The following is a 26,981-nucleotide window of genomic DNA, read 5'->3' as shown; positions in this document are numbered from 1 at the left end:
GGTCAGGGATCGGCCCAAACGCACCCAGCGGCAGGTGCGGCTCGACCAACTCCCACTCGGCATCGGTCAGATCACCACGAGTCACGCGACCGGTCTACCGTAGCCAGCGCCCTCCTGGAGCGGGAATGACCGATCCCGTGATCTCAACCCAGAACGCGCCCTAGTTGCCGCTGACGGTGACCTTCTCGTCGTTCTTCAGTTCGCTGACCAGGGTCTTGACCTTCGCCTTGTCCCAGACGAGGTTGCCGCCCGTGGAGCCGGAAACCGGCATGTTCATCGAGGTGCCGTTGCCGCCGTTGACGTCCTTCATCGCGAAGAACATCGAGGCCAGGTTCCACAGGCTCATGTCCTTGTCGACGGTGAGGGAGTCCAGGCCCGCGCCGAGGGTGGGGTAGAGCTTGAAGGGGTTCAGGATCGTCGAGGGGGTGGCCACCTGGTGGGCCAGCGCCGCCAGGAACTTCTGCTGGTTCTTGGTGCGCTGCAGGTCGGACGCGGCGAAGGCGTGCCGGGTGCGGACGAAGGCGAGGGCCTGCTCGCCGTTCATGGTCTGCTTGCCCGCCTTGAAGTCGGCGCCCGAGTACTTGTCCTTGAAGCCCTTGTCGATGTCGATCGTGACCCCGCCGACCGCGTCCACGATGTTCGCGAAGCCGGAGAAGCCGATCTCCACGTAGTGGTCGATGTGCAGCCCGGTGTTGTACTCGACCGTGCGCACGAGGAGGGTCGGGCCGTCCTCGGCGTAGGCCGCGTTGAGCTTCGTGTGCCGGCCGGTGCCCTGGTAGACCTTGCCGGTCGTCGACCCCTGGTACGACGGGATCTCCACGTCCGAGTCCCGGGGGAGGGAGACCAGCGTGTCGCCGTTGCTGCCGACGTGCAGGATCATCATCGAGTCCGTGCGCTGGCCCTCGGCCGACCCCGTGTGCAGTGCCTTCTTCTCAGCGTCCGACATGCCCTTGCGGCTGTCGGAACCGACGATCAGGTAGTTGGTGCCGGCGCCGGCCGCGGGACGGTCGATGACCTTCGACAGGTCGACGTCCCGGTGCAGCTTGGAGTCGGCCCAGAAGTAGGTCGCGACGGATGTGACGATCAGCACGCTCACGACCGTGATCGCCGTCCACTTGATCCGTTTGCGCCAGTTCGGAGCCGGGCGCGGGCCGCGCTCACGGGTGCCGCCGGGTCCCCCGCCCCCGGGGCCGCCGCCGTAGACCTGGCCGGTGTTGTAGCCGCTGTCGTATCCGGCGCCGTCGTCGTACCCGTTGCCGTACGCCGGCTGCTGCGGGACACCGGCGTAGCCGCCGCCCCCCTGTTGCGGGCCGCCGTACGGCGGCGCCGACGGCTCCCCGCGTCGTACCTGGCGCATCACGCGGGCGCCCTCAGGCTGCGCGCTCGCGCTACCGCGTCCGTACCGGTTGCCGCGGTTGTCGTCCGACCGTCCCTCGGGCCATTCGCTCATGCGCCCCAGTGTGCAGGCAGCGCCTGTACCTCTTACAAGGGCCGTCGGGAAATCAGGGCGCCGCTGTTGCGAACCCGACACAAATTCCGTGATTGTCACTTCGGCATAAGGTAGGGGCCATGACAGACCAGGCCCCCGAGGCGGAGTCCGATATTCCCGGCAAGCCGACGTCCGCGTCTCGGACCACCCTGAGCCACATCATGTCCCACAACGACACCAACCTCCTCGGCACGGTGCACGGCGGTGTGATCATGAAGCTCGTCGACGACGCGGCGGGCGCGGTCGCCGGGCGCCACTCGGGCGGTCCCGCCGTCACCGCGTCCATGGACGAGATGGCGTTCCTGGAGCCGGTCCGCGTAGGTGACCTGGTTCATGTCAAGGCGCAGGTCAACTGGACCGGCCGAACGTCCATGGAGGTGGGGGTCCGGGTCCTCGCCGAGCGCTGGAACGAGTCGGCCCCGGCCACCCAGGTCGGCTCGGCCTACCTGGTCTTCGCGGCGGTGGACGCCGACGGCAAGCCGCGCCGGGTGCCGCCGGTGATACCGGAGACCGACAAGGACCGCCGGCGTCATCAGGAGGCCCAGATCCGCCGGACACACCGGCTGGCGCGGCGCCGGGAGATTCGGGAGCTGCGCGAGCGCAGGGTGGCGGAGGGCTTCGAGGACTAGGGCGGTGCCGCCCCGGGTCGTGTTTCGGCTGCGGCCCGGTGGGGGCTTGTCGCGCGGTTCCCCGCGCCCCTGAACTCAGGGGCGCGGGGAACCGCGCGAACAACCCCCACGCACCCGCAGCCGAAACACGATCCTCAGCAAACCGTCTCATCTCCCCTGATGACAGAGGCTTCGCCCTGCGGCGCCGGATCATCGGGCCGTACCTTCCGGACGCTCGCGGGCCCCTTGAAGTCCGCCCCGGCCGTCACCCGCAGCACCGGGCCCATCCCCCTCACCGCCCGCAGTTCGCTGCCCGGCAGGGCCGCCGCCAGTGAGCGGGCCGAGCGGTCCCAGCGGGGGTCGAAGGAGATCACCGTCCGCTTCACGTCGTGCCGGGCGGCGGTCACCGGCTGGCGGTTCGTCGCGAACCCCGCCGCCGCCAGCGCCGCGTCCATCCGCCGCGCGAGCCCCGTCGTACCCGTGCCGTTCTCCACCTGGACATGGATCTGTGCCGGCGCCACCTCCACGGTCACCGGCGCCGGCCCGGCGGGCCGCTCGGGTGCCGGCGGCGCCAGCGGCTTGTCCTCGCGCAGGGACCGGAACAGCTGGTCCGACCTGGCCTGGTCCCACTTCAGCGTCGAGCCGATGCCCTTCACCGGGTACGCCAGCTGCCCGATGGGGACGGTGGTGAACTCGGACGAGGACGGGGAGAAGCTCCGCATCGCCCGGCCGAGGTCAAGCAACTCGTCCGTGCCGAAGCCCGTGTCGGCCCGAACCGAGCCCAGCACCGCCCGCGTCACGTCCCGGAACCTGATCGGGTTGAGCAGCACTCCCGACGACGACACCCGACCGATCAGCGCGGCCAGGAACCGCTGCTGCCGTTTCATCCGGCCGAGGTCGCTCGCCGCGTCGACGTGCCGGGCGCGGACGTACTGCAGGGCCTGGCCGCCGTTCAGTCTGTGGGTGCCGGGGGAGAGGTCGAGGCCGGTGTAGGAGTCCTTCAGGGGCTGGGGCGTGCAGATCCGGACCCCGCCGAGCACGTCGACGGTGCGCATGAACGTGAGGAAGTCGACCTCCAGATAGTGGTCGATCTTCAGATGGGTCATGGCCTCGACCGTGCGGACGGTCAGCTGCGGGCCGCCCTCCGCGTAGGCCGCGTTCAGCTTGATGGGGTGGGCGGCGTGCGCCCGGCCCGTCGTCTCGTCGGTGTGCGCCGGTACCTCGGCGTACGAGTCGCGCGGCAGGCTGACGACCGTCGCCCGCTCCCGGTCCGCCGAGATGTGCACGATCATGATCGTGTCCGTGCAGTGGCAGGGCGCCCCGCCCAGCCGGTACCGGCGTCGCTCCGCCTCGGTGATCTTGTCGCGGCCGTCGGTGCCGACCAGCAGGACGTTCATGCCGTGGCCCTGGGCCGGACGGTTCTTCATGTCCTTGAAGGGGTCGACCCGGGCGATGTCCGCGTCCAGACTGGCCATCACCGAGTGCCCGATGCCGGCCGACGCCATCACCACCACGGAGAGTGTGGTCACCGCCCGCATGGCCCAGCGCGGCCGCCGGGGCCTCGTGGGTCGTACCGGCGGCCGCGGGGCCTGACGGGTGGGCTGCGGTCGGCGCTGCGGCGGGGCGGGCCGGGCGGCGGACCGGGGCGGGCTGGCGGGCAAAGGACACCTCCGGACGGGGCCGTACGTGGGATCCGTGAGCACCGTAGGCCGATACGACCTTCAGCCCACGGCTTGGCCCCGGCGGCGCGCACCGGTGTCCCCCGTTCGCGGTAACGTGAGGCCCCTATGAACGCCAAGCCCGACGTGCGGCACCCCGCAGTTTCTGTGATCATGCCCGTCCTCAACGAGGAGCGGCATCTGCGCGGGGCCGTCCAAGCGATCCTCGCGCAGGAGTACGCCGGCGAGCTGGAGGTCGTCATCGCCCTCGGTCCGTCCACGGACCGCACGGACGAGATCGCGGCTCAGCTCGTGACAGAAGACGCGCGTGTGCACACCGTCCCGAACCCCACCGGCCGCACCCCGGCCGCGCTGAACGCCGCGATCAAGGCCTCCCGGCATCCGATCGTGGTGCGCGTCGACGGCCACGGCATGCTCTCGCCGAACTACATCGCCACCGCCGTACGGCTGCTCGAGGAGACCGGGGCGCAGAACGTCGGCGGCATCATGCACGCCGAGGGCGAGAACGCCTGGGAGCACGCGGTCGCGGCGGCCATGACCTCGAAGATAGGCGTCGGCAACGCCGCCTTCCACACCGGCGGCGAGGCCGGCCCCGCCGAGACCGTCTATCTCGGTGTCTTCCGCCGCGAGGCGCTGGAGCAACAGGGCGGCTACAACGAGGAGTTCATCCGCGCCCAGGACTGGGAGCTGAACTTCCGGATCCGCGAGGCCGGTGGCCTGATCTGGTTCTCGCCGGAGCTGAAGGTGTCGTACCGGCCGCGGCCGTCGGTGAAGGCCCTCGCCAAGCAGTACAAGGACTACGGCCGTTGGCGGCACGTCGTCGCCCGCTACCACGAGGGCTCCATCAACCTGCGCTATCTCGCCCCGCCGACGGCGGTGTGCGCGATAGCGGCCGGGATCGTCGTAGGCGCCCTGGTCACCCCGTTCGGGTTCGTGATCCCCGGCGGCTATCTCGCCGCGATCGCCGCCGGGTCCCTCCCGGCCGGCAAGGGGCTGCCGCTCAGGGCCCGGCTCCGGATCCCGCTCGCCCTCGCCACCATGCACATGTCGTGGGGGTACGGCTTCCTGACCAGCCCCAAGTCCCTGGCGAAGCGGGTCATCGCGTCCCGCCGCCCGGCGGTGCTCAGCCCTTCCTCCAGCTGAGCACCGCCTGGAGAGCGGCCCGGACTACCAGGTGTAGTCCGGGTCGACGTGCATGCACGCCTTGGTGTCCGCGGCGTTGAGGGCGCTCGCCGAGGCGGGGGTGGTGTCGTCGTCGGCGGTGTACTTCGTGCCCGAGCGCCAGTCGGCGCCCACGACCAGCGTGACCCCGTCGACGTCCGCGGACTTCTTCACCTGGCCGGTCGGGATGCCCAGCGCCTTCGCGACCCGCTGGGCGGCGCCCGCCAGGTCGGCGCTCGGATAGCGCACCAGCGTCCGGTCCTCGCTCAGCGGCGCCGAGGAGTCGGCCGCCGCCTTGGTGAAGCCCTTGCCGACCAGCAGCCCGGTGACCGCGGCGGCCCTGCCGGTGACGGCGGACTGCGTGCCGCTGCTGGTGCCGTTCTGCACCTGTACGGCGATCTCGTCGTCGGCCGCCGCCTTGTCGGTGACCGTCGTCGTGGTCGTCGTCTTCTTCTTGTCCTTGCCGTCGAGGGCGATGTCCTCGCGGACCAGCCGCCACAGCTTGGCCGCGTCGGTGGGCTTGGGCAGGACGCGGTTGCCGTCCGAGGAGTACACCCACGGCATGGTCGTCATGGTGATGCGTTTGGTGGGGACCTTCTTCAGCTCCTTGCTCAGGTCGTAGAGCTTGGTGACCGTGCCGAGGCGGTCGTCCACCGTCAGTGCCCTGGTGGCCGTCTCGGCGAGCTTGAGGAGCTTGTCGGGGTTGCTGAGGGTCGCGTTGGAGCGCAGCTGGCGGACCATCGAGTTCATGTACATGTGCTGGGCCTTGGTGCGGGCGATGTCGCTGCCGTCCTCGAAGCCGTACCGCGTGCGCAGCCACTGCAGGGCCTGCTTGCCCTTGACGGAGGTGGTGCCCTTCTCCAGCTTCAGGCCCGAGCCGTGCCCCGAGGAGGTGCGCGAGTAGATGTTGGCGTCCACGCACACCGGCACCCCGCCGATCGCGTCCGCCATGGACACCACACCCGAGAAGTCGACCATCATGAAGTGGTCGACATGGATGTCGGTGAGCTTCTCCCAGGTGGCCACCGTGCAGCCGGGGCCGCCGCGCTCCAGGGAGGCGTTGGTCATGGTGTCGGCGGTCGCCGCGTAGACCTTGCCGGTGTCGGCGTCCGTGCACTTCGGTATGTCCACCAGGGTGTCGCGGGGCATGGACACCACCGACATGTTGGTGCGGTCGGCCGAGACGTGCAGCAGCATCTGGACGTCGGCGCGGGCGGCGGTGCCGATGTCCTTGGCGCCGCCCAGCTTCTGGTTCTCGGCGGTGTCCCGGGCGTCGGAGCCGATCAGCAGGATGTTCAGGGGCTTCTGCCCGGCCGCGTTCGCCTTGGACGCGGCCGCGCGGTCCTTGGAGTCCCCGATGTTGAGGGACTCCTTCTTGATGTTGCCGTTGAGGTGCTCGTAGTAGAGGTATCCGGCGGTGGCGGTGCCCGCTATCGCCAGGGCCACGACCGAGGCCGACCAGCGCAGCACCCGGCGGCTGCGCCGCCCGCGGTCACCGTCGGCCTCGCCTCTGCGCCGTCCGCCGCCGTGCCGACCGCCACCGCCCTGGGGCGTCAGGGTCATCGTGTCATCGACCACGGCCACGTCGGACACCTCCCCTCGCACATTGCCGCGCACCAACTGCCCGCCCTCCCACTCGCCACTGCCGCCACACCCGACTCCCGGGCACCTGGGCACGGCGGCAGTGTCATGCAGTCGTTTAGGAGTTGCCTGTGCTTACCTGTGCGGTCCTGTGTGTGAAGGGATCGTGCCGCCTGTAATGACCTTGTATGGGACCGGGGCGCGGGCTACCACCGATAGGGCGCGTACACGTCCATGCACTGCTTGGTGTCCGAGCCGTTGATGGCGTCGGAGTTGTCGGGCAGCTCACCGGCCTTCGGCGCGGACTGCTTGGGATACGTCATCCCGTCGCGCCAGTCCGCGCCGACGACGAGGGTGACTCCCGACACATCGGTGGTCTGCTTCACCTGGCCGACCGGGATCCCCAGCGCCTTGGCGACCGCTTGGGCATCACCCTGCATGTCCGCGCTCGGATACTCCACGACCGACCTCTCCACGGACTCGGCGGCCGTCGAGGTGTCCGCCGCCGCCCTGGTGTAGCCCTTGCCGGCGAGTTCCGTGGCCATCGCCCGGGCCCGGCCGGAGACCGCGGCCGCGGTGGAGGTGCCGGTGGCGTTCTGCACCAGTACCCCGAGCTGGTCGGCCGGGACGGAGGGCGACTTGGTCGCCGTGCTCTTCTTCTTCGCGCCCGAGCCGCCCGAGTCCTTGCCGTTCTTGTCGAACGCCACGTCGTCGCGGAGCATCTGCCACATCTTGTCGGCGTTGGCGGCGTCCGGCACGACGTGGTCGACGTTCTGCGGGTCCGGCACGTTCGGCATGGTCACGCTGGTGATGCGGTTGGTCGGCACCGACTTCAGCTGCATGGCCAGGTCGTACAGCTCCTTGCCGGTGCCGATCTCCTCGGACACCGTCAGCGAGTTGGTGGCCGCCTCCGCCAGGTTCATCAGACGCGGGGTGTCGGTGAAGAGGTTCTGCCCCTTGAGCGTCCGGATCATCGAGTTGAGGTACATGTGCTGGGCGCGGGCCCGCATCAGGTCGCTGCCCCAGGCGTGCCGGGTGCGCAGCCACTGCAGGGCCTGCTTGCCCTGCACCTTGTGGGTGCCGGCGGTCAGCTTCAGCCCGGAGCCGCCGCGCACCGCCGTCGTCGGGTGGTCCCACACGTTCTGCTTGACGCAGACCTCGACCCCGCCGATGGCGTCGGCCATCTTCACCACACCGGCGAAGTCGATCGTCATCCAGTGGTCGATGTAGATCCCGGTGAGGTTCTCCCAGGTGGCCAGCGTGCAGCCGGCGCCGCCGCGGGCCAGCGACTCGTTGATGATGGTGTTGGTCGCCGGGAACACCTTGCCGGTGTGCGGGTCCGTGCACTTGGGGATGTCGACGCGGGTGTCCCGGGGGATGCTCACCATCGACGCGCTCTTGCGGTCCGCGGACAGGTGGATGAGCATCTGGACGTCGCCGAGCGGCGGGTTGCCGACGTTGTCCTTGCTGCCGCCGAGCTTCACGTTCTCGGCGGAGTTACGGCTGTCGGAGCCGATCAGCAGGATGTTCATCGGCGTCTGCCCGGCCGCGTTCGGCGCGGTCTTCCGTGCCTTGGAGTCGCCGCTGCTGCGCTCGCCCTTGTGGATGTTGCCGTTCAGGTGCTCGTAGTAGAGGTACCCGGCACCGGCCGTACCGAGGATCACCACCGACAGCACGGTCGCCGACCAGCGCAGCACGCGCCGACCGCGTCTCCGCCGGCCACCGTTCGAGCCAGTCAAGCCGTTCGAGCCGTTCGAGTCGCCCTTGCGACGCCCGCCGTCGGCGCCGTCCGGCGCCCCGGGTGCCTTCGGTGCGAGGGACATCGTGTCCTCGACCGCAGGCACCTCCCCCCGTACATCGCTCTGCGTCAACTCCCTGCCCTCCCCACCCTGCGCGATGCCGCGCACCGGCCCGCCGCCGACGCCCCCCGTCGGACGCCCCACGGACCACACGGGTCCGCCCCGCGCCCGGTTAGACGCATGACGGACCCATAGGGTTACCTGCTTATTCGCTGTTACTTGGTGTCGTCAGGGGGCAACTCCCCGCAACTCCCGGCTCCCGCACGCCACTTGTCGCTACTTGGCGCAGGTCACCTTGTCCGCGGTGGTCTTGCTGTCCACGTCCGGCGCCTTGGTCGGAGTGGTGAGGGACACCCCCGCCCCCTGGTAGTCCTTGCCCAGCGTCAGGGTCATCGCGGGCAGCCCCTGGGAGTTGGTCACGCTCTTGCCGGGCTTCAGCGCCGAACCGGACAGCCCCATGAGGGAGGCCAGTTCGCGCGCCTGGGCGGCCTGGTCGGGGGCGTACTCCAGGGTGGTCTTGCCGAGCGCGGCGTCCGCGTTGCCGGCGTTCTCCGACTTGAGGACGCCCTCCTCGTTCTGCAGCCAGCTGAGGGTCTCCTGGGCGCTGCCGGCCGGGGCCCCGCCGTTGAGGATCCGCACCCGCACCTCGGAGGCCGCCGACTTGGTGCCCTCCAGACGGGCGGCCGCCGCGTCCTTGCTGGCCTGCGCCTGCTTCTTCTTGACGTCGGTGAAGGAGACGTCGTCCTTGATGGCCTGGAAGACCGGGGGGGCCTTGGTCTCGTTGAGTACGACGGTGGCCTTGACCTTCTCGGCCGGGTTGTCGACGACCGGGATGGTGGTGAAGGTCAGGTTCTTCGGGTTGAGCTTGCCGAGCTCCAGACCGAGGTCCTTCAGCTTGCCGATGTTGTCCAGCTGGGAGTCGACGGTCAGCGCCTTGGTGCCGACCTCGGCCAGCTTCAGCAGCTTGGTCGGGCTGGTGAGCGTCGAGTTGGAGCTGAGCTTGCGCATCAGCGCGCCGAGGAACTGCTGCTGGAGCTGGATCCGGCTGAGGTCACCCCCGAAGCCGACCGAGTGCCGGGTGCGCACGAAGGCCAGCGCGGTCTCGCCGGAGATGTTGTGGGTGCCCTTGGACAGCTTCAGATGCGACTGCTTGTCATCGATGTCCTTGGCGAGACAGACCTCGACCCCGCCGACCGCGTCGGTGAGCGTCTTGACCGCGTTGAAGTCCGCCACCATGAAGTTGTCGGGCTTGATCCCGGTCAGCTCCGTCACCGTGCGCACGGTGCAGCTGGCGGTACGGCCGTCCTGCCCGAGGCTGGTGTTGAAGCGGACTTCGGTGGTGCCCGGGATGACCTTGGTGGTGCCGTCGGACTGCTCGGTCGGGCAGTCCGGGATGTCCACGATCAGGTCGCGTGGGATGCTCAGCGCGGTCGCGTTGGAGCGGTCCTTGGAGATGTGCAGCAGGATGTTGGTGTCGGCGTGCCCGACACTGCCCGCGTCGCCGTACCCCTCGTTGCCCGCGCCGGTGCGTTTGTCGGTGCCGATCACCAGCAGGTTGATCGCCTTGTCCTTGCTGAAGCCCCCGGTGCTCGCGCCGTCGTCGGAGACGGACGTGATGTTGTCGTTGAGGTGCTTCAGGTACAGATAGCCGGCGGCCGAGACGGCGACCAGGACGAAGGCCATCGACCCGCCGGTCCACAGCAGCGCCTTCCTGGCCTTCGACTTCTTCTTCACCGGCCGCCGTGAGCGCCGCCCCGCCGGCTCGGGCTCGCTCCGCCGCCTGCGCTGCCCGGGGATCTCCCGGCCCGCGGTCTCCCGGCCCGGAGTCTCCCGCGTCCCGCCCGCGTCGGTGCGTGACGAAGTCGGTCTGCGCGGTCCGGGAACCGACGACTGCGGTGCGGAAGGTGCCAGTCGCAGTTCGTATTCGCCGGTGTTCGGATTGAGCACCCACTGGTCTGCGGGATCGATGTCGTCCGCCCGCCCACGGCCTTGCGCGTCCACGGTTGTCCGAATCCTCCGTCGGGGCCACGCGGCGCCTTCCCCCCATCAAGGCGCTCGGTCACGGTTAACAGTGCGCGACCTCAGGACAGACCTCGCGGCCGGGTGCACCGGAGGGCTCACACTATCCGTCCAGTTCAGCGTCAAGTGACTCCAGTGACAAATTCGTCCTCCCTACAACCGGGCAATCCATCTCATATAACTGACAATGAACGGCACGGAAGTTCGCCGCCTTGGCTGGTGCTTTACGCGCAACTGTCCTCGGCGGCGGTGTTCCCGCGAAACCCGGGCGCCGGGGAGTTCCCGGAAGAGGGAGCGTCCTTCTCGCCCGAGCCGGCGCTGTCCTTGGTGACCGGCACCGGTTTGTCGGCCCGCAGCAGCGCGAAAAGCGCGTCCGCCCTGTCCTCCACGAGCTGGTCACGATTGGAGTCGTACACATACGGCTCCCTCGGAACGGTGAGGAACTGCACATGTTCGGTGGGGATGTTCCGTAGCCCACGGACGAGTTGGTACAAACCCCGCAGACTGGCCAGCTCGGGGTCGGTGGTGAGGGCGGAGGTCGCCGCGTCGAGCAGCGGATAGAGCTTCGCCGGGTTCAGCAGTACGTCACTGCCCTGCACCTTGTTGGCGAGCGCCCCCAGGAACTGCTGCTGCCGCTCCATCCGCTCGGTGTCGCTGCCGTTCCCGAGCGACTTGCGCGCCCGTACGTACCCCAGCGCCTGCTCCCCGTCGAGCGTGACCCGTCCGGCGGGCAGCCGCAGCTTGGCGGCCTTGTCGTTGATCGGCTGCTTCAGGCAGACCTGCACCCCGTCGATCGAGTCGACCATGTCCTTGAACCCGCTGAAGTCGAGGACGACGTGGTGGTCGATCCGGATGTCCGTGAGCTTCTCGACGGTACGGATGGTGCAGGCCGAACCTCCCACCTCGAAGGCCGAGTTGAGCAGCGTGAACCTGGGCTCGCTGCGGCGGCCGTCGCCCCGCAGGCAGCCGGGCACGTGCACCATCAGATCCCGGGGCAGGGACACGGCGGTGGCGCTGCGCCGGTCGGCGGCGAGATGCAGCAGGATCGTGGTGTCGGACCGCTCGGTTCCCAGGTCCTTGCCGTAACGGCGGTTCCCGTCCCCCGCGCGGGTGTCCGACCCGATGACGAGGATGTTCTGCGCGCCCCGCACCAGCGCCGTGGGCCGCTCCCGCTCGTAGCGGGCCAGCTCGGCGGCGGCCGCTTCGTCGGGGGTGATGTTGCCACTGAGCCGGGCGTAGAGCACCCAGCCGCAGGCGAGGGTGCCGGCGGCGAGAAACCCCGCGGCAAGCGCCGTACCCCGCAGCCAACGCCGCCGCCGACGCCGGGCAATGCCGTCGCCGGTGGCGGTGGCCCCTCCGACATCGGTCACTCCTCAAGAGTGCCTCGGGGTGGGGCCGGGAGGCGGCGGCAACTACTCCGGACGGGTGAGCGGTGCCCCACGACCTCAGCGAGCGGAAGCGGTGACCCGCTCACTCTCGATCCGCTTGGCGATCCCTTCCTCGCCCAGTTCCTCCAGATGCCGGCACAGCACCACGGATCCCCCTACCGCGAGCGGTGCGTACAGACCCGCGCTCAGGCCCTCCCACGTGTCGTACCCCAGCCCGGACAGCAGCCGCGACCCCGGTCCGGTCAGATCCAGTCCCGGTGCGTCCCCGAGCGCCCGCTCCACGACCTCGGCCCCACTCATCTCCGCCCCCGCCACGATCAGCGCGGGGTCCTCCGGATCGACGGGCGAGAACGGAGCGAACCGGTCCCCCTGGCTCGGCACCTCCACCGCGTAGTCGGCGAACCCCTCCGGCGGCTGCGGGAAACGCCCGCCCAACGGCCGTAGCGCCAGCGCGACCCGCTCACCCCGGCATGCCCGGGCCGCCTCCAGCGCGTCCGGGCCGCTGACGACGACGTCGGCCGCCGCCGGGTCCCCGGCCACGTCCGCGACCACCCCGACCGACGAGCAGGCCAGCAGCCACACGGCGGTCTGCCAGTGCGCGGGCAGCAGCAGGGTCACCCGGTCGCCCGGTTCCGCGCCGAGGTCGCCCTGCAGCAGATTCGCCGTCTTGGCCACCCAATTGGCGAAGGTGGCCACGGACAGTTCGACGCGTTCGCCCGTGGCGTCGTCGTAGAAGGTCACCAGGGGGCGTCCGGGGTCCGCGGCGAGCGCGGAACGCAGCAGGTCGGCAGGGGTGCGATCGGTGGCGTTCACCCGGGCAAGCGTACGCCGCGCCCGCCGCCCCGACCGACCGGCGGGGCCACCGGTTCGGCGCAATCGTTCCCGACGAGCCGTCAGTTCCGCAATGGACATATATGTCTGACTATGTTCAAGATCAGGGGCATGCGTGGATTCCTGACTTCCTCGATCGGCGTCACCTGCGCGGCGGCCCTGACCCTCCCCGCGGCCGCGCTGAACATGCCGTCCGCGGCCGCCGCACCGGCGGAGCGGACCACGACGGCCGGCGGCCGTCCCAACGAGGACGGGGCCCTCGCCGGCAGCACCCGGTCACTGCCCCTCGTCCCCCGCACCCGCGATCGGGTCCTCGGCCAGGCCCCCGAACAGGGCCTGTACCGCGACGACCTGGAGGACTTCTCACTCGTCGGCGTCAGCTGGGACAACCCCGGAACCGAACTGCACGGCCTGGTCCAGGTCCGTACCCGGTCCGCCGCCACCGGCCACTGGTCGGGCTGGCAGGACGTCGAGACGCACAACGCTCACGGCGCCGACCCGGACACGGCGGAGGCCGACTCGGGTCATGTGCACGGCGGCACCGCGCCCCTGTGGGTGGGCGACTCGGACGGGGCCGACGTACGCGTGCGTGCCGAACTCGACGACGATCCCGGCCCGCGCGGCAGCACCCCCACCGGCGGGCACGACCTGCTCCCGGCCGGCCTGCGCCTCGAACTCGTAGACCCCGGCGAGGAGACCCCGCCCCAGGGTCCGCCGGCCGACATGCCCCGCACCGGCACCGAGGCCGACGCGGCGGCGGCCGTCAACACCGACCTCGCGCCCTTCGGCGCCACCGAGATCCCGGCCCTGGACCGGCAGGCCACCGAAGACGAACTGGAGCAGCTGACCGGCGTCCCGCGCGCGAAGCCGTACATCGGACCGCGCCCGAGGATCGTCACGCGCCGTGGCTGGGGCGCCGACGAGTCACTGCGCGAGAAGGGGTTCGTCTACACGGGCAAGGTCAAGGCGGCCTTCGTCCACCACACGGCCTCCGGCAACGGTTACAAGTGCTCCCAGGCCCCGTCCGTCATCCGCAGTATCTACCGCTACCACGTGGTGAGCATGGGCTGGCGGGACATCGGCTACAACTTCCTCGTCGACAAGTGCGGAACCATCTACGAGGGCCGCGCCGGGGGAGTCGCGAAGGCCGTCAGGGGCGCCCACACCCTGGGCTTCAACAACAACAGCATGGGGATCGCGGTGATCGGCACATACGGCTCGTCCAAGCCGTCCGCCGCCGCCGTGACCGCCATCGCCAGGCTCACCGCATGGAAGCTCGGGCTCTTCGGGGCCAATCCGAAGGGAAAGACATATCTGAAGTCCGGAGGTGGCAATCTCTACCCAAAGGGGAAGAACGTACGACTGAACGTGATCTCCGGCCATAGGGACGGGTACGCCACCGAGTGTCCCGGCGCGAAGCTCTACGCCAAACTCGGCTCGGCCCGGACCAGCTCCGCGCGCCTTCAAGGACGCTGAGCGCGGGGCCGCGTTCAACGCCGTCGGGGGCAGTCGGGGGAAACCGCACACCCATGCCGCGTGGCACCGCGCGGCCGTCGAAGGCGCCGTCGCACGGTCTGCATACACTGGCCGGCCGACAGAGAGTTCGGCCGGTCCCGGCAGGAAGCAGAGACGACAGGTGACAGAAGCGATCCTCCTGGTCGGCGGCAAAGGCACCCGGCTGCGCCCGCTCACGGTTCACACGCCCAAGCCGATGGTCCCGGCGGCCGGTGTGCCGTTCCTGACGCACCAGCTGGCCAGAGCCAGAGCGGCGGGCGTGGACCACATCGTCCTCGCGACGAGCTACCTGGCGGAGGTCTTCGAGCCGTACTTCGGCGACGGCGCGGCGCTCGGCCTGCACATCGAGTACGTCACCGAGGAGGAACCGCTCGGCACGGGCGGCGCGATCCGCAACGTGGCCTCCCGGCTGCACTCGGGCCCCGACGACCCCGTCCTGATCTTCAACGGCGACATCCTCACGGGCCTGGACATCAGGGCGCTCGTGGAGATGCACGAGTCGACGGACGCGGACGTGTCCCTCCACCTCACCAAGGTGACCGACCCGCGCGCGTACGGCCTCGTCCCCACCGACGAGACGGGCCGGGTCCTCGCCTTCCTGGAGAAGCCGCAGACCCCCGAGGAGATCGTCACCGACCAGATCAACGCGGGAGCGTACGTCTTCCGCCGCTCGGTCATCGACACGATCCCGCAGGGCCGCCCGGTGTCGGTGGAGCGGGAGACCTTCCCGGAGCTGCTGTCGGCCGGTGCCCATCTCCAGGGCATGGTGGACTCCACGTACTGGCTGGACCTGGGCACCCCCGCGGCCTTCGTCCGAGGCTCGGCGGACCTGGTCCTGGGCCGCGCCCCCTCCCCGGCGGTCCCCGGCCGCTGCGGCGACCGCCTGATCCTGCCCACGGCACGGGTCGCGGCGGACGCGAAGCTGACGGGCGGCACGGTGGTGGGCGAGGGCGCGTTCGTGGCGGAGGGCGCGCGGGTCTTCGGCTCGACGATCCTGCCGGGCGCCGTGATCGAACCCGGCGCGGTCATCACCGACTCCCTGATCGGCAACCGCGCCCGCGTCGGCGAACGCGCGGTCCTCACGGGCACGGTGATCGGCGACGGCGCGACCGTCGGCGCCGACAACGAGCTGAGGGAGGGTGCGCGGGTGTGGTGCGACGCGATGATCCCGGCGGGGGCGGTGCGGTTCTCTTCGGACCAGTAGGGGCGGCTCAGGGGGTCGCTCGGCTGCGGGCGCGCGGGGGCCGGTCGCGCCCCGCGGCGGCAGCCGCCATCAGGTACAGCCCCGCGCCCCTGACGGGGCACGTCGTGGCTGCGCCTTGGCATCCGCGGGCGCAGGTGCCGGCTACGTGGCTGCGGGCAGTCGTGCCGCTGGGGCGATGGGGGTCCCCCCGCTCGGGCGAAGCCGAGAGTGGGGGAGGGTGGGCGCAGCGGCACCTGCCGGCGCCGGTAAGCGAAACCCCCCCGCCCCAGCCCCCACTCACCCGCACCTCACAGCAGGCCGATGTCCCCCCGAGGCATCCGCGGGGCCCGCCGCTTCGGCACCTGCCCACTCAACAAGATCAACCGAGCCGCCCGATGCCGCTGCCCCGCATAAGGTTCGAGCAACCGCAGCATCATCTCGTCGTCGGCATGCCGGTCCCCGGCCAGCGCGAACCCCACGATCCCCGGCAGGTGCAGGTCCCCGACCGTCACCGCGTCCGCCGCCCCATGACTCCGCTGCACGGTCTCCGCGGACGTCCAGGGCCCCACCCCAGGCACCACCTCCAACCGCGCCTGCGCGGCCTCCGCCGCCATCCCCACGGCCTGCTCGAGCCGCGCGGCGACCCGCACCGCCCGCAGAATCGTCGAGGCCCGCTTGTCGTCGACGCCGGCCTTGTGCCACTCCCAGGAGGGAATCAACGCCCAGGTCCGAGGCGTCGGCATCACCCACATCGGCCGCTCGCTCACCCCCGCCGGGCCAGGCGCCCGCTCACCGAATCTGCGTACCAGCAACCGCCAGGCCCGGTACGCCTCGTCGGTCGTGACCTTCTGCTCCAGGACCGACGGGATCAACGACTCCAGCACCAGGGCGGTCCGCGTCAGCCGCAGCCCCGGCCGCCGATGCCGAGCAGCGGCGACGACCCGGTGCCGGGGCACGAAGAGGGAGGGATCATCGGCGGAACCGAGCATCTGCGGCAACTGCTCCAGCAGCCACTGGGCCCCGGGCCCCCAGGCCTCCCCGCGCACCTCATCGCCGTACGCACGCACCCGAAGCGTCCCGGGCCCGGCAGGGGTGAGGCTGGCCCGCCACACGGATCCGTCGGAGGTGGCCCGAAAGGTCGGATCCCCGGGTCCTCGCCGCAACGGCCCCAGCACGAGCCCCAGATCAAGTGCCCCTTCGGGTTTCCAGACCCGCACCCGCCCGGCCGCGGTGGCCTGCCGAGGCACTCCGACAGCGGGTACGACGACGTGTCCACCCCGCACAGTCGTACGAGTGGGCCGCGGAGCGAACCGTCCAGCCACGAAAGATCCCCGATGTGAGAAATGCCTGCTGTGGACTATGAGCCTAGGTGCAACGCCCCGACAGGGGCACAGAGATTCACCGCACCTCGATGAAGTCCCCGACCTCCCTCTCGGGCCTCTCCCGCGGCTCCTCCGCCGCCTTCCCCACAGCCACCGCCCCCATCGGATCCCACCCCTCCGGCAGCCCCAGCACCTCACGCACCACATCCCGGCAGAACATCGTCGACGAAACCCATGCCGACCCCAGCCGCTCCCCGGCCAGCGCCACCAGGAAGTTCTGCACGCCGGCCCCCGCCGCGACCACGAACATCTCCCGCTCGGCAGCGTCCCGCCGCGGGTCCCCGTACGTGTGCGACCCGTCCATCACCAGACAGGGCACCACCAGATACGGCGCGTTCCGCAGCACGTCCCCTCGCCGCAACCGCCTGGCGATGGACTCCTCCGACTTGCCGTCCTTTCTCAGGTCGGCGATCCACGCGTCCCGCATCGCGTCCAGCAACCGGACGCGGGAGTCCTCAGACTCCAGCAGCACGAACCGCCACGGCGTCGTGTGGTGCGGTGCCGGCGCCGTCACGGCCGCGGCGACCGCCCGTCGTACCGCCCCGGGGTCGACGGGATCGCCGGTGAACGCCCGCACCGTCCGGCGGAGCGTCACCGCCTCCCGGATCGCCTCGGACGTGCCGAGCCGGAACATGTCACTGGCCGCGTCCCGGACCAGCGCCCGCGCGCCTTCGCCCTCGTCCCCCTCCCCGTCCTCGGTGACGATGTGCGCGAGCCCGCGCACCACGGCCACCGGCAGGCCGGTCGCCTTGCCCTTCACCAGATCACCGGCGGCGGCCAGCTCGTCGGCCGTGGCGACGACCGTGGCGACCAGCGGATTGCCGTACGCGTCCACGCCCCCGCGCAGATCGTCCAGCACCTGCACCCCGGCGGCGCCGATGGTCACGTCCGTGAGCCCCGCGCGCCAGGGGCGCCCGAAGGTGTCGGTGACGACGACCCCGACATTGACGCCGAGGGCGTCGCGCAGCCCCGCACGAATCGCGCGGGCGGACGCGTCGGGGTCCTCGGGCAGCAACAGCACGGTCCCGGACGGGGTGTTGGAGGCGTCCACCCCCGCCGCCGCCATGACCAGCCCCTGCCGGTTCTCCACGATCCGCAGGGTCCCGCGCCGGGCCACCACCCGCACGGTCTCGGCGTCGATCGCGGCCTCCCGGTCGGTCGCCTCGACGAGCCGCCCCTCGGCCTTGGAGACGATCTTCGACGTGACGATCACCACGTCCCCGTCGGCCAGCCCCGGCCCGGCCGCGGCGATCAGCTTGGCCAGGTCGTCGCCCTGCTGGACCTCGGGGATCCCGGCCAGCGCCCACACCCGGTACTCGGGCACCGCGTCCTCGGCCGTGTCGGCCAGGCCGCTCGTGTCCCCGATCGCGTCGGTCATGCCCCGCGCACCTCCTCGGCGAGTGTCAGCGCTTCCCGCACCATCTGCGCGGCCGCCTCCAGGTCGGTCATCATCAGCGGTACGGCCCGGCAGCGGATGCCGGCCGCCTCCACGCGCGCCACGCTGCCCGCGTCGACGGTGTCGACGAGCCAGCCGTCAAGGAGCCCCGAGCCGTAGTGCTCGGCGACCGCCGCCGCCGTCGACTCCACGCCCACCGCCGCGAGCACCTTGTCGGCCATCCCACGCACCGGCGCGTCCCCGACGATGGGGGAGAGGCCCACCACCGGCACCCCGGCGTTGGCGATCGCCTCCCTCATGCCGGGCACGGCGAGGATCGTGCCGACGGAGACCACCGGGTTGGACGGCGGGAAGAGGATCACGTCCGCCGCGGCGATGGCTTCCAGGACGCCGGGCGCCGGCTTGGACTGCTCGGCGCCGACCGGCACCACCGCCTCGGCGGGCACCGACGCCCGCAGCCGTACCCAGTACTCCTGGAAGTGCACCGCCTTGCGCTCGCCGTCGACCTCGACGGCCACATGGGTCTCGACCCGGTCGTCGGTCATCGGGATGAGCCGCACGCCCGGCTTCCAGCGGTCGCACAGTGCCTCGGTCACCGCGCTCAGCGGGTAGCCGGCGCCCAGCATCTGCGTGCGCACGATGTGCGTCGCGAAGTCCCGGTCGCCCAGTCCGAACCAGTCGGGTCCGACGCCGTAGGCCGCGAGTTCCTCCTTGAGGTGGAAGGTCTCGTCGGCCCGCCCCCAGCCCTGTTCCTCGTTGATGCCGCCGCCGAGGGTGTACATCACCGTGTCGAGGTCCGGGCAGACCTTCAGCCCGAAGAGGTGGATGTCGTCCCCGGTGTTGCCGATGACGGTCACGTCGGCGTCCGGCACGGCCTGCTTCAGACCGCGCAGGAACCGGGCACCGCCGATACCGCCTGCCAGAACCACAATGCGCATGGGCCAAGTCTTGCAGGCGGGTCCGACAACGCGTCACGCAGTCACGGGACGCGCCTCGCAGCTCTGCGCCGTGTGCATCGGCATCTCGGTGAGGCCCGGGTAGTAGACGTGCAGGCTCACCGCCGGCTCCAGCGCGTCGTTCACCACCTCGTGCACATACCCCGGCGCGAAGACCCGTTGTGCGCCGGCGGACAGCGCGCGCGTGCCGCGCCCGGTGTGTTCGGTGAGCGTGCCCTCCAGGACGGTCAGCACACCGGAGGAGCGGCCGTGGTCGTGCGGTCCGCTCCCCTGACCGGGCACCCAGGACAGCAGCCACACCTCGTAGCCGGGGCCGGTGCGCAGCCGGTGGTACCACCGCGTGGTGGCGTCGTACCGCACGAGGTGCTCCCACTGCGCGCGGTCGGCGGCGATCGCGCGGGCCAGGCCGGCGAACTCGGCCACGGTGACCGGGTGGTCGCGCGGGGGCTGCAGCAGGTGGGGGACTTCAAGGATGTCGCCGGCGATCTGGAGGTCGTTGTCGCTGTTCATGGGGTGCGGTGGTTCCTCAGTGAAAGAGGTCAGAGGGGAACGAAATGCGAAAACCGAGTCCTGGGGACCCGGTCTGCAGCTGGAGCGGTCGGATACCGCGACGGCTCAACAGCTGGAACAGCAACAGCTACAGCGAGCGCGGGCAGCACCGTGGGACCCGGCGGTGCGGGTCGAGGTGAGTGCCAAGTGCGCGAGCATGCCCACTAGGACATCGGTTCACACCCGCAGTGTCAACTCGGCGCCCGGTATGTGGGACATGTTTCACCTCATCCGGTTCATCTCTCTGCCGAAAGGTTTGTTCAGCAGGCACCCGGGACACATGGCGCACAACCGGGCGCGCGAGCCACTGCGGAACGCGATCGAACATCTGGGCGTCCTTCTCCGTACAAGCTCTGTATGGGGTCGGGAGCCTCGTGGGCCTCGTCTGCATGTCAAGGTTTATGGCGATTTGAACACTTTCCGCATGGCCTTGGTTCCGCAGAGTGAATAACGGGCTCAATAGCAGATCTCGGCTTGACTCGCCCGGAGCAGCACACTTGTAATTTCACTCGTGTCGTTCAGCCGAAATCGGTAACGACCGGGCACGGGGACGTGAAAGACAGACGAGGGGCGCACATGACCGAGCTGGTGCAGCAACTGCTGGTCGACGACGCGGACGAGGAACTCGGCTGGCAGGAGCGCGCGCTGTGCGCCCAGACCGACCCCGAGTCCTTCTTTCCCGAGAAGGGCGGCTCCACCAGAGAGGCCAAGAAGGTCTGCCTCGCCTGTGAGGTGCGCCCCGAATGCCTTGAGTACGCCCTCGCCAACGACGAGCGGTTCGGGATCTGGGGCGGCCTCTCCGAGCGGGAGCGCCGCCGCCTCAAGAAGGCGGCCGTCTGAACCGGGTGCCCACCCGAGGCACACAACCGAGCTGCGCGAACGGCCCGTCGCCCGTGGGTTGTCCACAGGGGGCGGGCCGTCGACATGCCCAGCCGATAGTGTGGGCGCTCGTCCGAGACGCCTCGCCGCCACCAGCGGGCGCAGGAGTCCACCGCAGTCCATCGAACCGGGGCCCGTACCTCGATGTCCGTCCACAGCCACCAGGCAGCCCAGGCAACAGCCGGCACCCCAGAGTTCCCGCGTCATGTGGTGACCGCGGTCCTCGTCTCCCATGACGGCGCCCGCTGGCTGCCCGACGCGCTCGCCGGGCTGCTCGGCCAGGAGCGCCCCGCCCAGTACGCGGTGGCGGCCGACACCGGCAGCGCGGACGACTCCGCCCGGCTGCTCACCGAGTTCCTCGGCGACGCCAACGTCCTGCACCTCGCCCGTCGCACCGGCTTCGGCCAGGCCGTCGAGGAGGCGAGCCGCACCGCGCCCGTCCTCACCCCGGACGACCTGCCGTACCTGAAGCGGCCCAGCGGCTGGGACCCGGTCACCCGCCAGTGGCGCGACGACGCCTACGACATGCCCGAACTGCCCTACGGCGAACCCGTCCAGTGGCTGTGGCTGCTGCACGACGACTGCGCACCGGAACCCGACGCCCTGGCCCAGCTGCTCCGGGTCGTCGACAACGAGATCGAGCTGGGCCGCGACGACGTGGCGGTCGTCGGCCCCAAGCTGCGCGGCTGGTACGACCGCCGGCAGCTCCTCGAGGTCGGCGTCACCATCGCCAACTCCGGCCGCCGCTGGACCGGCCTGGACCGCCGCGAGCAGGACCAGGGACAGCACGACCACGTCCGGCCCGTGCTCTCAGTCTCCACCGCCGGCATGCTGATCCGCCGCGACGTCTTCCAGGAACTCGGCGGCTTCGACCGCCGGCTCCCCCTGATGCGCGACGACGTCGACCTGTGCTGGCGCGCGCACAACGCCGGCCACCGCGTCCTGATCGCCCCCGAGGCCGTCGTACGGCACGCCGAGGCCGCCTCCCGCGAGCGCCGCACCGTCGACTGCGCGGGCCGCACCACCGCCTCCCCGCACAAGGTCGACAAGGCCGGTGCCGTCTACACCCTGCTCGTCAACGCCCGTACGGCCGTGCTCCCCTGGATCCTGCTGCGGCTGGTCGTCGGCACCCTGCTGCGCACGGTCACCAACCTCGTCGGCAAGGTCCCCGGACAGGCCCTCGACGAGATCCGCGGCCTGCTGGGCATCCTGCTGCGGCCCGAGCGGATCATCGCCGGGCGGCGCAGGCGCGGCCCCTCCCAGCTCGACAAGGACGAACTGCGCCCGCTGTTCCCGCCGCCCGGCGCGACCGTCCGGGCCACCGTCGAGCAGGCCGCGGGCAACCTCTTCGGCGCCGACGAAGAGCTCTCCGCGGCCGGCCGGCACGGCGGCGCGGTCGAGTCCGGGCCCGGCGGCGACGACGCCGACTTCCTGGAGATCGAGCAGTTCGCCCGCCTCAAGCGCATCGCCCGCAAACCGGGCCCGGTGCTCTTCCTGGTGCTGCTGCTGTTCTCGCTGGTCGCCTGCCGCGCGCTGCTCGGCAGCGGCGCGCTCGCGGGCGGCGCCCTGCTGCCCGCGCCGGACACCTCGGGCGAGCTGTGGTCCCGCTACCTGGACGCCTGGCACACGGTCGGCGCCGGCGGCACCCCGGCCGCCCCGCCGTATCTCGCGATCGTCGCCTCGCTGGCCTCCCTGCTGTTCGGCTCGACCGGGCTCGCGGTGACCGTGCTGCTGGTCGCCTCGGTGCCGCTGGCCGGATTCACCGCCTACTTCGCCTCCCGGCCGCTGGTCACCTCGCGCCTGCTGCGCGCCTGGGCGGCCGTCGCCTACGCCTTCCTGCCCGCCGCCACCGGCGCCCTCGCGGGCGGCCGCATCGGCACCGCCGTCCTCGCCGTCCTGCTGCCGCTGATCGCCCGCGCGGGCATCGCGGCCAGCGGCCTCGCCCATGCCTCCGGCGCACGCGGCAGTTGGCGTGCCACCTGGGCGTACGCGCTGCTGCTGACCATCACCACCGCGTTCACGCCGATCGTCTGGCCGATCGCGCTGGTCCTCGGCGTCGCCGTGCTCGCCGTGCGCCGCTCCGACCTGGTCGCCTCCGGCCTGCGGCTGCTGACCCAGCTGGGCACCCCGCTGCTGGTCCTCGCGCCCTGGTCGCTGACCCTGCTGCCGTTCGGCTTCTTCAAGGAGGCCGGGCTGGAGTACGGCGCCTCGTCCGCCTCCGCCCTCGACCTGCTCGGCGCCAGCCCGGGAGGCCCCGGCACGGTCGCGGGGCTGATGCTCATCGGCATCGTCCTGGCCGCGCTGGCCGCCCTGCTGCGCTCCGATCGCCAGTCGGCCGTCCGCACCGCCTGGGGGGTCGCCCTGGTCGGCCTGGTCTTCGCGGTCCTGTCCAACAAGTCCGCCTGGGCCGGTCCGGCGACCCTCGTCTACGGCCTCGCGATCGTCTCCGCCGCCGCGCTCGGCGCCGACGGGGCACGCTCGCGGGTCGCTGAGCAGAGCTTCGGCTGGCGCCAGCCGGTGGCCGCCCTGATCGCCTTCGCCTCCGCCGCGGGCCCGCTGCTCCTCGCCGCCGGCTGGATGATCGCCGGCGCCGACGGCCCGGTCGAGCGGCGCGACGCCACCCAGGTGCCCGCGTTCGTCGCCGAGGACAGCACCACCACCGACCAGGTCCGCACCCTCGTCCTCGACAGCGACAGCACCGCGCGCGTGAACTACATGCTGGTGCGCGGCTCCGGCGCCCGTATGGGGGACGCCGAAGTGACCGCCGCCGACGGCGAGAACGCCACGCTCGACAAGGTCGTCGCCAACCTGGTCGCCGGCTCCGGCGCCGACCAGGCCGACCAGCTCGGCGGGTTCGCGGTGCGCTACGTCCTCGTCCACAAGGGCGCCCCGCGTGACGTCACGCGCGTGCTGGACGCCACACCCGGCCTGTCCCGGCTCAGCCAGCAGAACGGCAGCGCCCTGTGGCGCGTCGACCAGCAGGTCTCCCGCGCGACCATCGTCTCCGCGAACGGCTCGGGCACCTCCGACTCCGTCGCCGCCGGGCCCGTCGACATCCACACCACCGTCCCGACCGGCGCCGACGGCCGCATCCTGCGCCTGGCCGACTCGGCCGCGCCCGGCTGGACGGCCACGCTGGACGGCAAGCCGCTGACCCGCACCACGGTCGACGGCTGGGCCCAGGGCTTCGAACTGCCCTCCTCCGGCGGGAAGCTGGACGTCACCTACGACACCCCCTTCGCCCACACCGTCTGGCTGTGGGTCCAGGGCGCGCTCGCCGTCGTCCTGGTCGTCCTCGCCCTGCCCGGCCGCCGCCGTGACGTCGACGACGACCTCCCCGAGGAGCAGCCGATCCCCGCCCAGCCCGTCGAGGGCGAGGGCCGGCGCGCCCGCCGCCTGCGCGCCCAGGCGGAGTCCGAGGAGGAGACCGCTCCGCAGGACAGCGGCGATGTCCCGGCCGCCGAGGAGGAGCAACCCCAGGTCGCGGTCCCGCAACAGCCGTCCTACGACGAATGGGACCCGGCGTCCTACCCGGCGGGCGACGGCTACGACGCGGGCTACACCGACCAGTACCAGGGCACCGGCCAGTACCAGCCGGGCGGCTACGACCAGCAGACCTACGACCCGTACCAGACCGGTCAGTACGATCCCTACGCCTACGGCGGACAGCAGGGGCAGCCGGCGTACGACCCGACGTACCAGCAGGGCTACGACCCCGCCTATGACCCGGCCGCCCAGCAGCACCACCACGGCACCGGCGGCGAGCACCACGACGGGAGCCAGCAGTGAACCGCACCACCCTGTCCCTGTTCGCCGGTACGGCCGCCCTCGCGGTGGTCACCGGGTTCGCCGCGCTCAACCCGCCGGCCACGTCACCCGCGCACACCGCCGAGGCGGCCGCCCAGCTGCCCGTGGAGCGCACCACCCTGCTGTGCCCGGCACCCAGCCTGTCCGACATCGCCGACACCTCGTACACCTCGTACACGCCCGTCACCAAGGGCGCCGCGAGCGACGGCAAGGCCGGACTCCAGGCGGCCACCGAGCAGTCGGCGGACGGGACGAGCGGCAAGAAGAAGGCGTCCAAGCCCGTCCTCACCCCGAAGGCGCCGGGCACCCCGGCCACCGGGGACACCTCCGGCGCCGACGGGCCCGCCTACGTCGGCACCGCCGAGGGGAAGTACGCCCCCGGCTGGACCGTCCAGGAGACCACCGAGGTCGCCGCGGGCACCGGGCGGGGCCTCCAGGGGGTCAACTGCACGGCGCCCGACACCGACTTCTGGTTCCCCGGCGCCAGCACCGCCTCCGGCCGCACCGACTACGTGCACCTCACCAACCCCGACGACAGCGCGGCCGTGGTCGACATCGAGCTGTACGGCAAGGACGGCCAGCTCAAGTCCACGGTGGGGGAGGGCATCACGGTCGCACCGCACGCCAGCGAACCGGTCCTGCTGTCCACGCTCAGCGACGAGAAGCAGACCGACCTGACCGTGCATGTGAACGTGCGCAGCGGACGGGTCGGCGCGAGTGTGCAGGCCCTGGACGACAAGACCGGCGGCGACTGGCTGGCCGCCTCCACCGACCCGTCGGGCAGCCTGGTGCTGCCGGGCATCCCCAAGGACGCCACGGACGTCCGGCTGATCGCCTTCACCACCGGTGACTCCGACGCCGACCTGAAGGTGCACCTTGCCTCCCCGGACGGCCTGATCACCCCGGCCGGCAACGAGACGCTGCATGTGAAGGCGGGCATGACCACCGCGGCCGACCTCGGTGACGTCACGCGCGGCGAGGCGGGATCGCTGGTCCTCACGCCCACCGACCAGTCCGTCCCGGTGGTGGCCGCGCTGCGCGTCACCCGCGGCAAGAGCGGCAAGCAGGAAACCGCGTACATTCCGGCGACCGCACCGATCGGCACGCGCGCGACATCCGCCGACAACAGCGGCAAGGGCACCACCCTCTCCCTGACCGCCCCCACCGGCACCGCCCAGGTCAAGGTCACGGCGTCGGCGGGCAGCGGCGGCGGTACGGCGGTGGCCAAGACGTTCACGATCAAGTCCGGCACCACCCAGGACATCGACGCCCCGGCCCCGTCCGGCCTGAAGGGCACCTACGCGCTGACCGTGGAGCCGATCTCCGGCGGCCCGGTCTACGGCGCCCGCACCCTGGCGGCCACCGAGGAAGGCGTACCGGGCTTCACGATCCAGACCCTGCCCGACGACCGCGGCACGGTGGCCGTACCGGAGACGGACCAGGACGTGGCGATACTGCAGAAGTAGCCCGCCGGTGGCCCGCGCCGAATGGACCCCTGCTCACTCCTCGCCGTAGCGGGGGTCCACCGTCTCCGGGGTGAGCCCGAGCAGCTCGGCGACCTGCTCCACGACGACCTCGTGCACCAGCGCGGCCCGCTCGTCGCGCCCCTTGGTGCGGATCTCGACCGGCCGCCGGTACACCACCACGCGCGCCCGGCGTCCCTCGCGCGCGGGAATGATCCCGCCCAGCGGCACCGCCTCGTCGCTCCAGCTCTCGCCGTGCCGGTCCTGGAGCCGGGGCACTTCAAGGACCAGGAAGTCGATGTCGGCGAGCTGCGGCCAGCGCCGCTCCAGGCGCTCCACGGAGTCCTGCACCAGGTCCGCGAACACTTCGGCGCGACTCGCGGCCAGCGGCACCTGAGGTGGCGCGATCGGCCCGCGCATGCCCCGACCGTGGCGATCGCGTCGACGAGGCCCGGGGCCGGCGGCACGGGGCGGTACACGGTTGTCCATCACTGGTGAAGCGTAGTCCTCGCGGGCTCCGGGCGCGCCGCCCCACGACTCGACACCGCCCGGGGCGACATGTCGGAGGATGACCATTCCAGCCAAGGTTGGGCTCGTTTCCGTATCTCCACCAGACCGGCGAGCTCAAGGCAATTGACGGTGTTTGTACCGACTGATGACCGGATGCGGTACTGCCCGGGATCCCGGACGGTGCCGTCCACGCAGGTCAGCGGGGCGTGTCCGGAGGGGCGTGTGGGGCGTTTCACAACACGACACGGTGGGGTGACCTGGGGGAGAGTCGTCGCGGCCCGCTCAAGAGTGCGGTACCGTCCAACGTCGTGAGCCCTGTACGTCGCTGTTCGCGAACCGCCTGCGGCCGACCCGCCGTCGCGACGCTGACGTACGTCTACGCCGACTCGACCGCGGTCCTCGGCCCGCTCGCCACCTACGCCGAACCCCACTGCTACGACCTGTGCGCCGAGCACTCCGAGCGCCTCACCGCCCCGCGCGGCTGGGAGGTCGTCCGGCTCCTCGACGCCTCGGCCCCCGCGCGCCCCAGCGGGGACGACCTGGAAGCGCTCGCCAACGCGGTGCGCGAGGCGGCCCGCCCCCAGGAGCGGGCGGCCGAGGCGGGCGGCGGCGGACGCGGCGCGGACCCGATGGAGGTCGCGCGACGCGGCCATCTGCGGGTGCTGCGGTCACCGGACAACTGAGCCGCTCCCTGCCGGTCGTTCCGGTTTCAATGCCGTTCGGTTCTCTGTGATGCACACCCATTGACGGGTCGTTCTCGCGGACACGACCGTTCCGGATGACCGG

At 71.3% G+C, this 26,981-nt stretch carries 20 protein-coding genes; 8 read left to right on the top strand and 12 right to left on the bottom strand.

Features of this window, described 5'->3' with window-relative positions:
- Nucleotides 1-160: 160 nt before the first annotated feature.
- Complete coding sequence (locus ABTY98_RS39215; RefSeq protein WP_352225932.1) at nt 161-1,450, bottom strand: LCP family protein; 1,290 nt, start codon at nt 1,448-1,450, stop codon at nt 161-163.
- A gap of 119 nt (nt 1,451-1,569) precedes the next feature.
- Between ABTY98_RS39215 and ABTY98_RS39210 the strand changes: the two genes are divergently transcribed.
- Nucleotides 1,570-2,118 (top strand): acyl-CoA thioesterase, encoded by a 549-nt coding sequence (locus ABTY98_RS39210; protein ID WP_352225931.1) that lies wholly within the window; start codon nt 1,570-1,572, stop codon nt 2,116-2,118.
- Between the two features lie 134 nt (nt 2,119-2,252).
- Here ABTY98_RS39210 and ABTY98_RS39205 read toward each other — a convergent pair whose 3' ends face one another.
- The gene (locus tag ABTY98_RS39205; RefSeq protein WP_502994465.1) at nt 2,253-3,758 is read right to left on the bottom strand and encodes an LCP family protein; all 1,506 of its coding nucleotides are present in this window, start codon (nt 3,756-3,758) and stop codon (nt 2,253-2,255) included.
- A gap of 126 nt (nt 3,759-3,884) precedes the next feature.
- Between ABTY98_RS39205 and ABTY98_RS39200 the strand changes: the two genes are divergently transcribed.
- Nucleotides 3,885-4,919, top strand: a complete 1,035-nt coding sequence (locus ABTY98_RS39200) for a glycosyltransferase family 2 protein (protein ID WP_352225929.1) — start codon at nt 3,885-3,887, stop codon at nt 4,917-4,919.
- A 24-nt stretch (nt 4,920-4,943) separates the two neighbouring features.
- Here ABTY98_RS39200 and ABTY98_RS39195 read toward each other — a convergent pair whose 3' ends face one another.
- From ABTY98_RS39195 to ABTY98_RS39175, 5 genes are all read right to left on the bottom strand, one after another.
- Nucleotides 4,944-6,500, bottom strand: a complete 1,557-nt coding sequence (locus ABTY98_RS39195; RefSeq protein WP_352225935.1) for an LCP family protein — start codon at nt 6,498-6,500, stop codon at nt 4,944-4,946.
- A 224-nt stretch (nt 6,501-6,724) separates the two neighbouring features.
- A complete protein-coding gene (locus ABTY98_RS39190) occupies nt 6,725-8,341 on the bottom strand; it encodes an LCP family protein (RefSeq protein WP_352225934.1) in 1,617 nt (538 codons plus the stop codon).
- A gap of 252 nt (nt 8,342-8,593) precedes the next feature.
- The gene (locus ABTY98_RS39185) at nt 8,594-10,318 is read right to left on the bottom strand and encodes an LCP family protein (RefSeq protein WP_352225928.1); all 1,725 of its coding nucleotides are present in this window, start codon (nt 10,316-10,318) and stop codon (nt 8,594-8,596) included.
- 242 nt (nt 10,319-10,560) lie between these two features.
- On the bottom strand, nt 10,561-11,706 hold the full coding sequence (locus ABTY98_RS39180) for an LCP family protein (protein WP_352225927.1): 1,146 nt from the start codon (nt 11,704-11,706) through the stop codon (nt 10,561-10,563).
- A 75-nt stretch (nt 11,707-11,781) separates the two neighbouring features.
- Nucleotides 11,782-12,537: a TIGR03089 family protein gene (locus tag ABTY98_RS39175; RefSeq protein ID WP_352225926.1), complete on the bottom strand. Its 756-nt coding sequence runs from the start codon at nt 12,535-12,537 to the stop codon at nt 11,782-11,784.
- Between the two features lie 111 nt (nt 12,538-12,648).
- Here ABTY98_RS39175 and ABTY98_RS39170 point away from each other — a divergent pair, with 111 nt between their 5' ends.
- Nucleotides 12,649-14,031: a peptidoglycan recognition protein family protein gene (locus tag ABTY98_RS39170; protein WP_352225925.1), complete on the top strand. Its 1,383-nt coding sequence runs from the start codon at nt 12,649-12,651 to the stop codon at nt 14,029-14,031.
- Nucleotides 14,032-14,191: 160 nt separating this feature from the next.
- Nucleotides 14,192-15,274 (top strand): mannose-1-phosphate guanylyltransferase, encoded by a 1,083-nt coding sequence (manB, locus tag ABTY98_RS39165; RefSeq protein WP_352225924.1) that lies wholly within the window; start codon nt 14,192-14,194, stop codon nt 15,272-15,274.
- 287 nt (nt 15,275-15,561) lie between these two features.
- On the opposite strand, the gene ABTY98_RS39160 is transcribed toward manB, so the two are convergent.
- From ABTY98_RS39160 to ABTY98_RS39145, 4 genes are all read right to left on the bottom strand, one after another.
- Nucleotides 15,562-16,575, bottom strand: coding sequence for a DNA-3-methyladenine glycosylase family protein (locus ABTY98_RS39160; protein WP_352225923.1), 1,014 nt, complete (start codon nt 16,573-16,575; stop codon nt 15,562-15,564).
- A 76-nt stretch (nt 16,576-16,651) separates the two neighbouring features.
- Nucleotides 16,652-18,013: a coenzyme F420-0:L-glutamate ligase gene (locus tag ABTY98_RS39155; RefSeq protein WP_352225922.1), complete on the bottom strand. Its 1,362-nt coding sequence runs from the start codon at nt 18,011-18,013 to the stop codon at nt 16,652-16,654.
- Nucleotides 18,010-18,969 carry a 2-phospho-L-lactate transferase gene (cofD, locus tag ABTY98_RS39150; RefSeq protein ID WP_352225921.1) on the bottom strand — a complete coding sequence of 320 codons (960 nt, stop codon included), beginning with the start codon at nt 18,967-18,969 and terminating at the stop codon, nt 18,010-18,012. Before cofD ends, ABTY98_RS39155 begins: the two co-directional genes overlap by 4 nt.
- Before the next feature lie 33 nt (nt 18,970-19,002).
- Nucleotides 19,003-19,497: a cysteine dioxygenase gene (locus tag ABTY98_RS39145; RefSeq protein WP_352225920.1), complete on the bottom strand. Its 495-nt coding sequence runs from the start codon at nt 19,495-19,497 to the stop codon at nt 19,003-19,005.
- A gap of 615 nt (nt 19,498-20,112) precedes the next feature.
- Between ABTY98_RS39145 and ABTY98_RS39140 the strand changes: the two genes are divergently transcribed.
- From ABTY98_RS39140 to ABTY98_RS39130, 3 genes are all read left to right on the top strand, one after another.
- Nucleotides 20,113-20,376: a WhiB family transcriptional regulator gene (locus tag ABTY98_RS39140; RefSeq protein ID WP_352225919.1), complete on the top strand. Its 264-nt coding sequence runs from the start codon at nt 20,113-20,115 to the stop codon at nt 20,374-20,376.
- Between the two features lie 183 nt (nt 20,377-20,559).
- Entirely contained in the window at nt 20,560-24,204 is a 3,645-nt protein-coding gene (locus tag ABTY98_RS39135; RefSeq protein ID WP_352225918.1) for a glycosyltransferase, read from the top strand.
- Nucleotides 24,201-25,688 (top strand): DUF5719 family protein, encoded by a 1,488-nt coding sequence (locus ABTY98_RS39130; protein ID WP_352225917.1) that lies wholly within the window; start codon nt 24,201-24,203, stop codon nt 25,686-25,688. The genes ABTY98_RS39135 and ABTY98_RS39130 overlap by 4 nt, the downstream gene beginning before the upstream one ends.
- 33 nt (nt 25,689-25,721) lie before the next feature.
- On the opposite strand, the gene ABTY98_RS39125 is transcribed toward ABTY98_RS39130, so the two are convergent.
- Nucleotides 25,722-26,174, bottom strand: a complete 453-nt coding sequence (locus tag ABTY98_RS39125; RefSeq protein WP_352225933.1) for a metallopeptidase family protein — start codon at nt 26,172-26,174, stop codon at nt 25,722-25,724.
- A 329-nt stretch (nt 26,175-26,503) separates the two neighbouring features.
- Between ABTY98_RS39125 and ABTY98_RS39120 the strand changes: the two genes are divergently transcribed.
- Nucleotides 26,504-26,878: a DUF3499 domain-containing protein gene (locus ABTY98_RS39120; protein WP_352225916.1), complete on the top strand. Its 375-nt coding sequence runs from the start codon at nt 26,504-26,506 to the stop codon at nt 26,876-26,878.
- Nucleotides 26,879-26,981: the final 103 nt, after the last annotated feature.

The sequence above is a fragment of the Streptomyces sp. NPDC096040 genome (genome assembly GCF_040303265.1).
Classification (GTDB): domain Bacteria; phylum Actinomycetota; class Actinomycetes; order Streptomycetales; family Streptomycetaceae; genus Streptomyces.
Note: the sequence above shows the minus strand (reverse complement) of the source record. Positions and strands in the feature narration are given on the sequence as shown.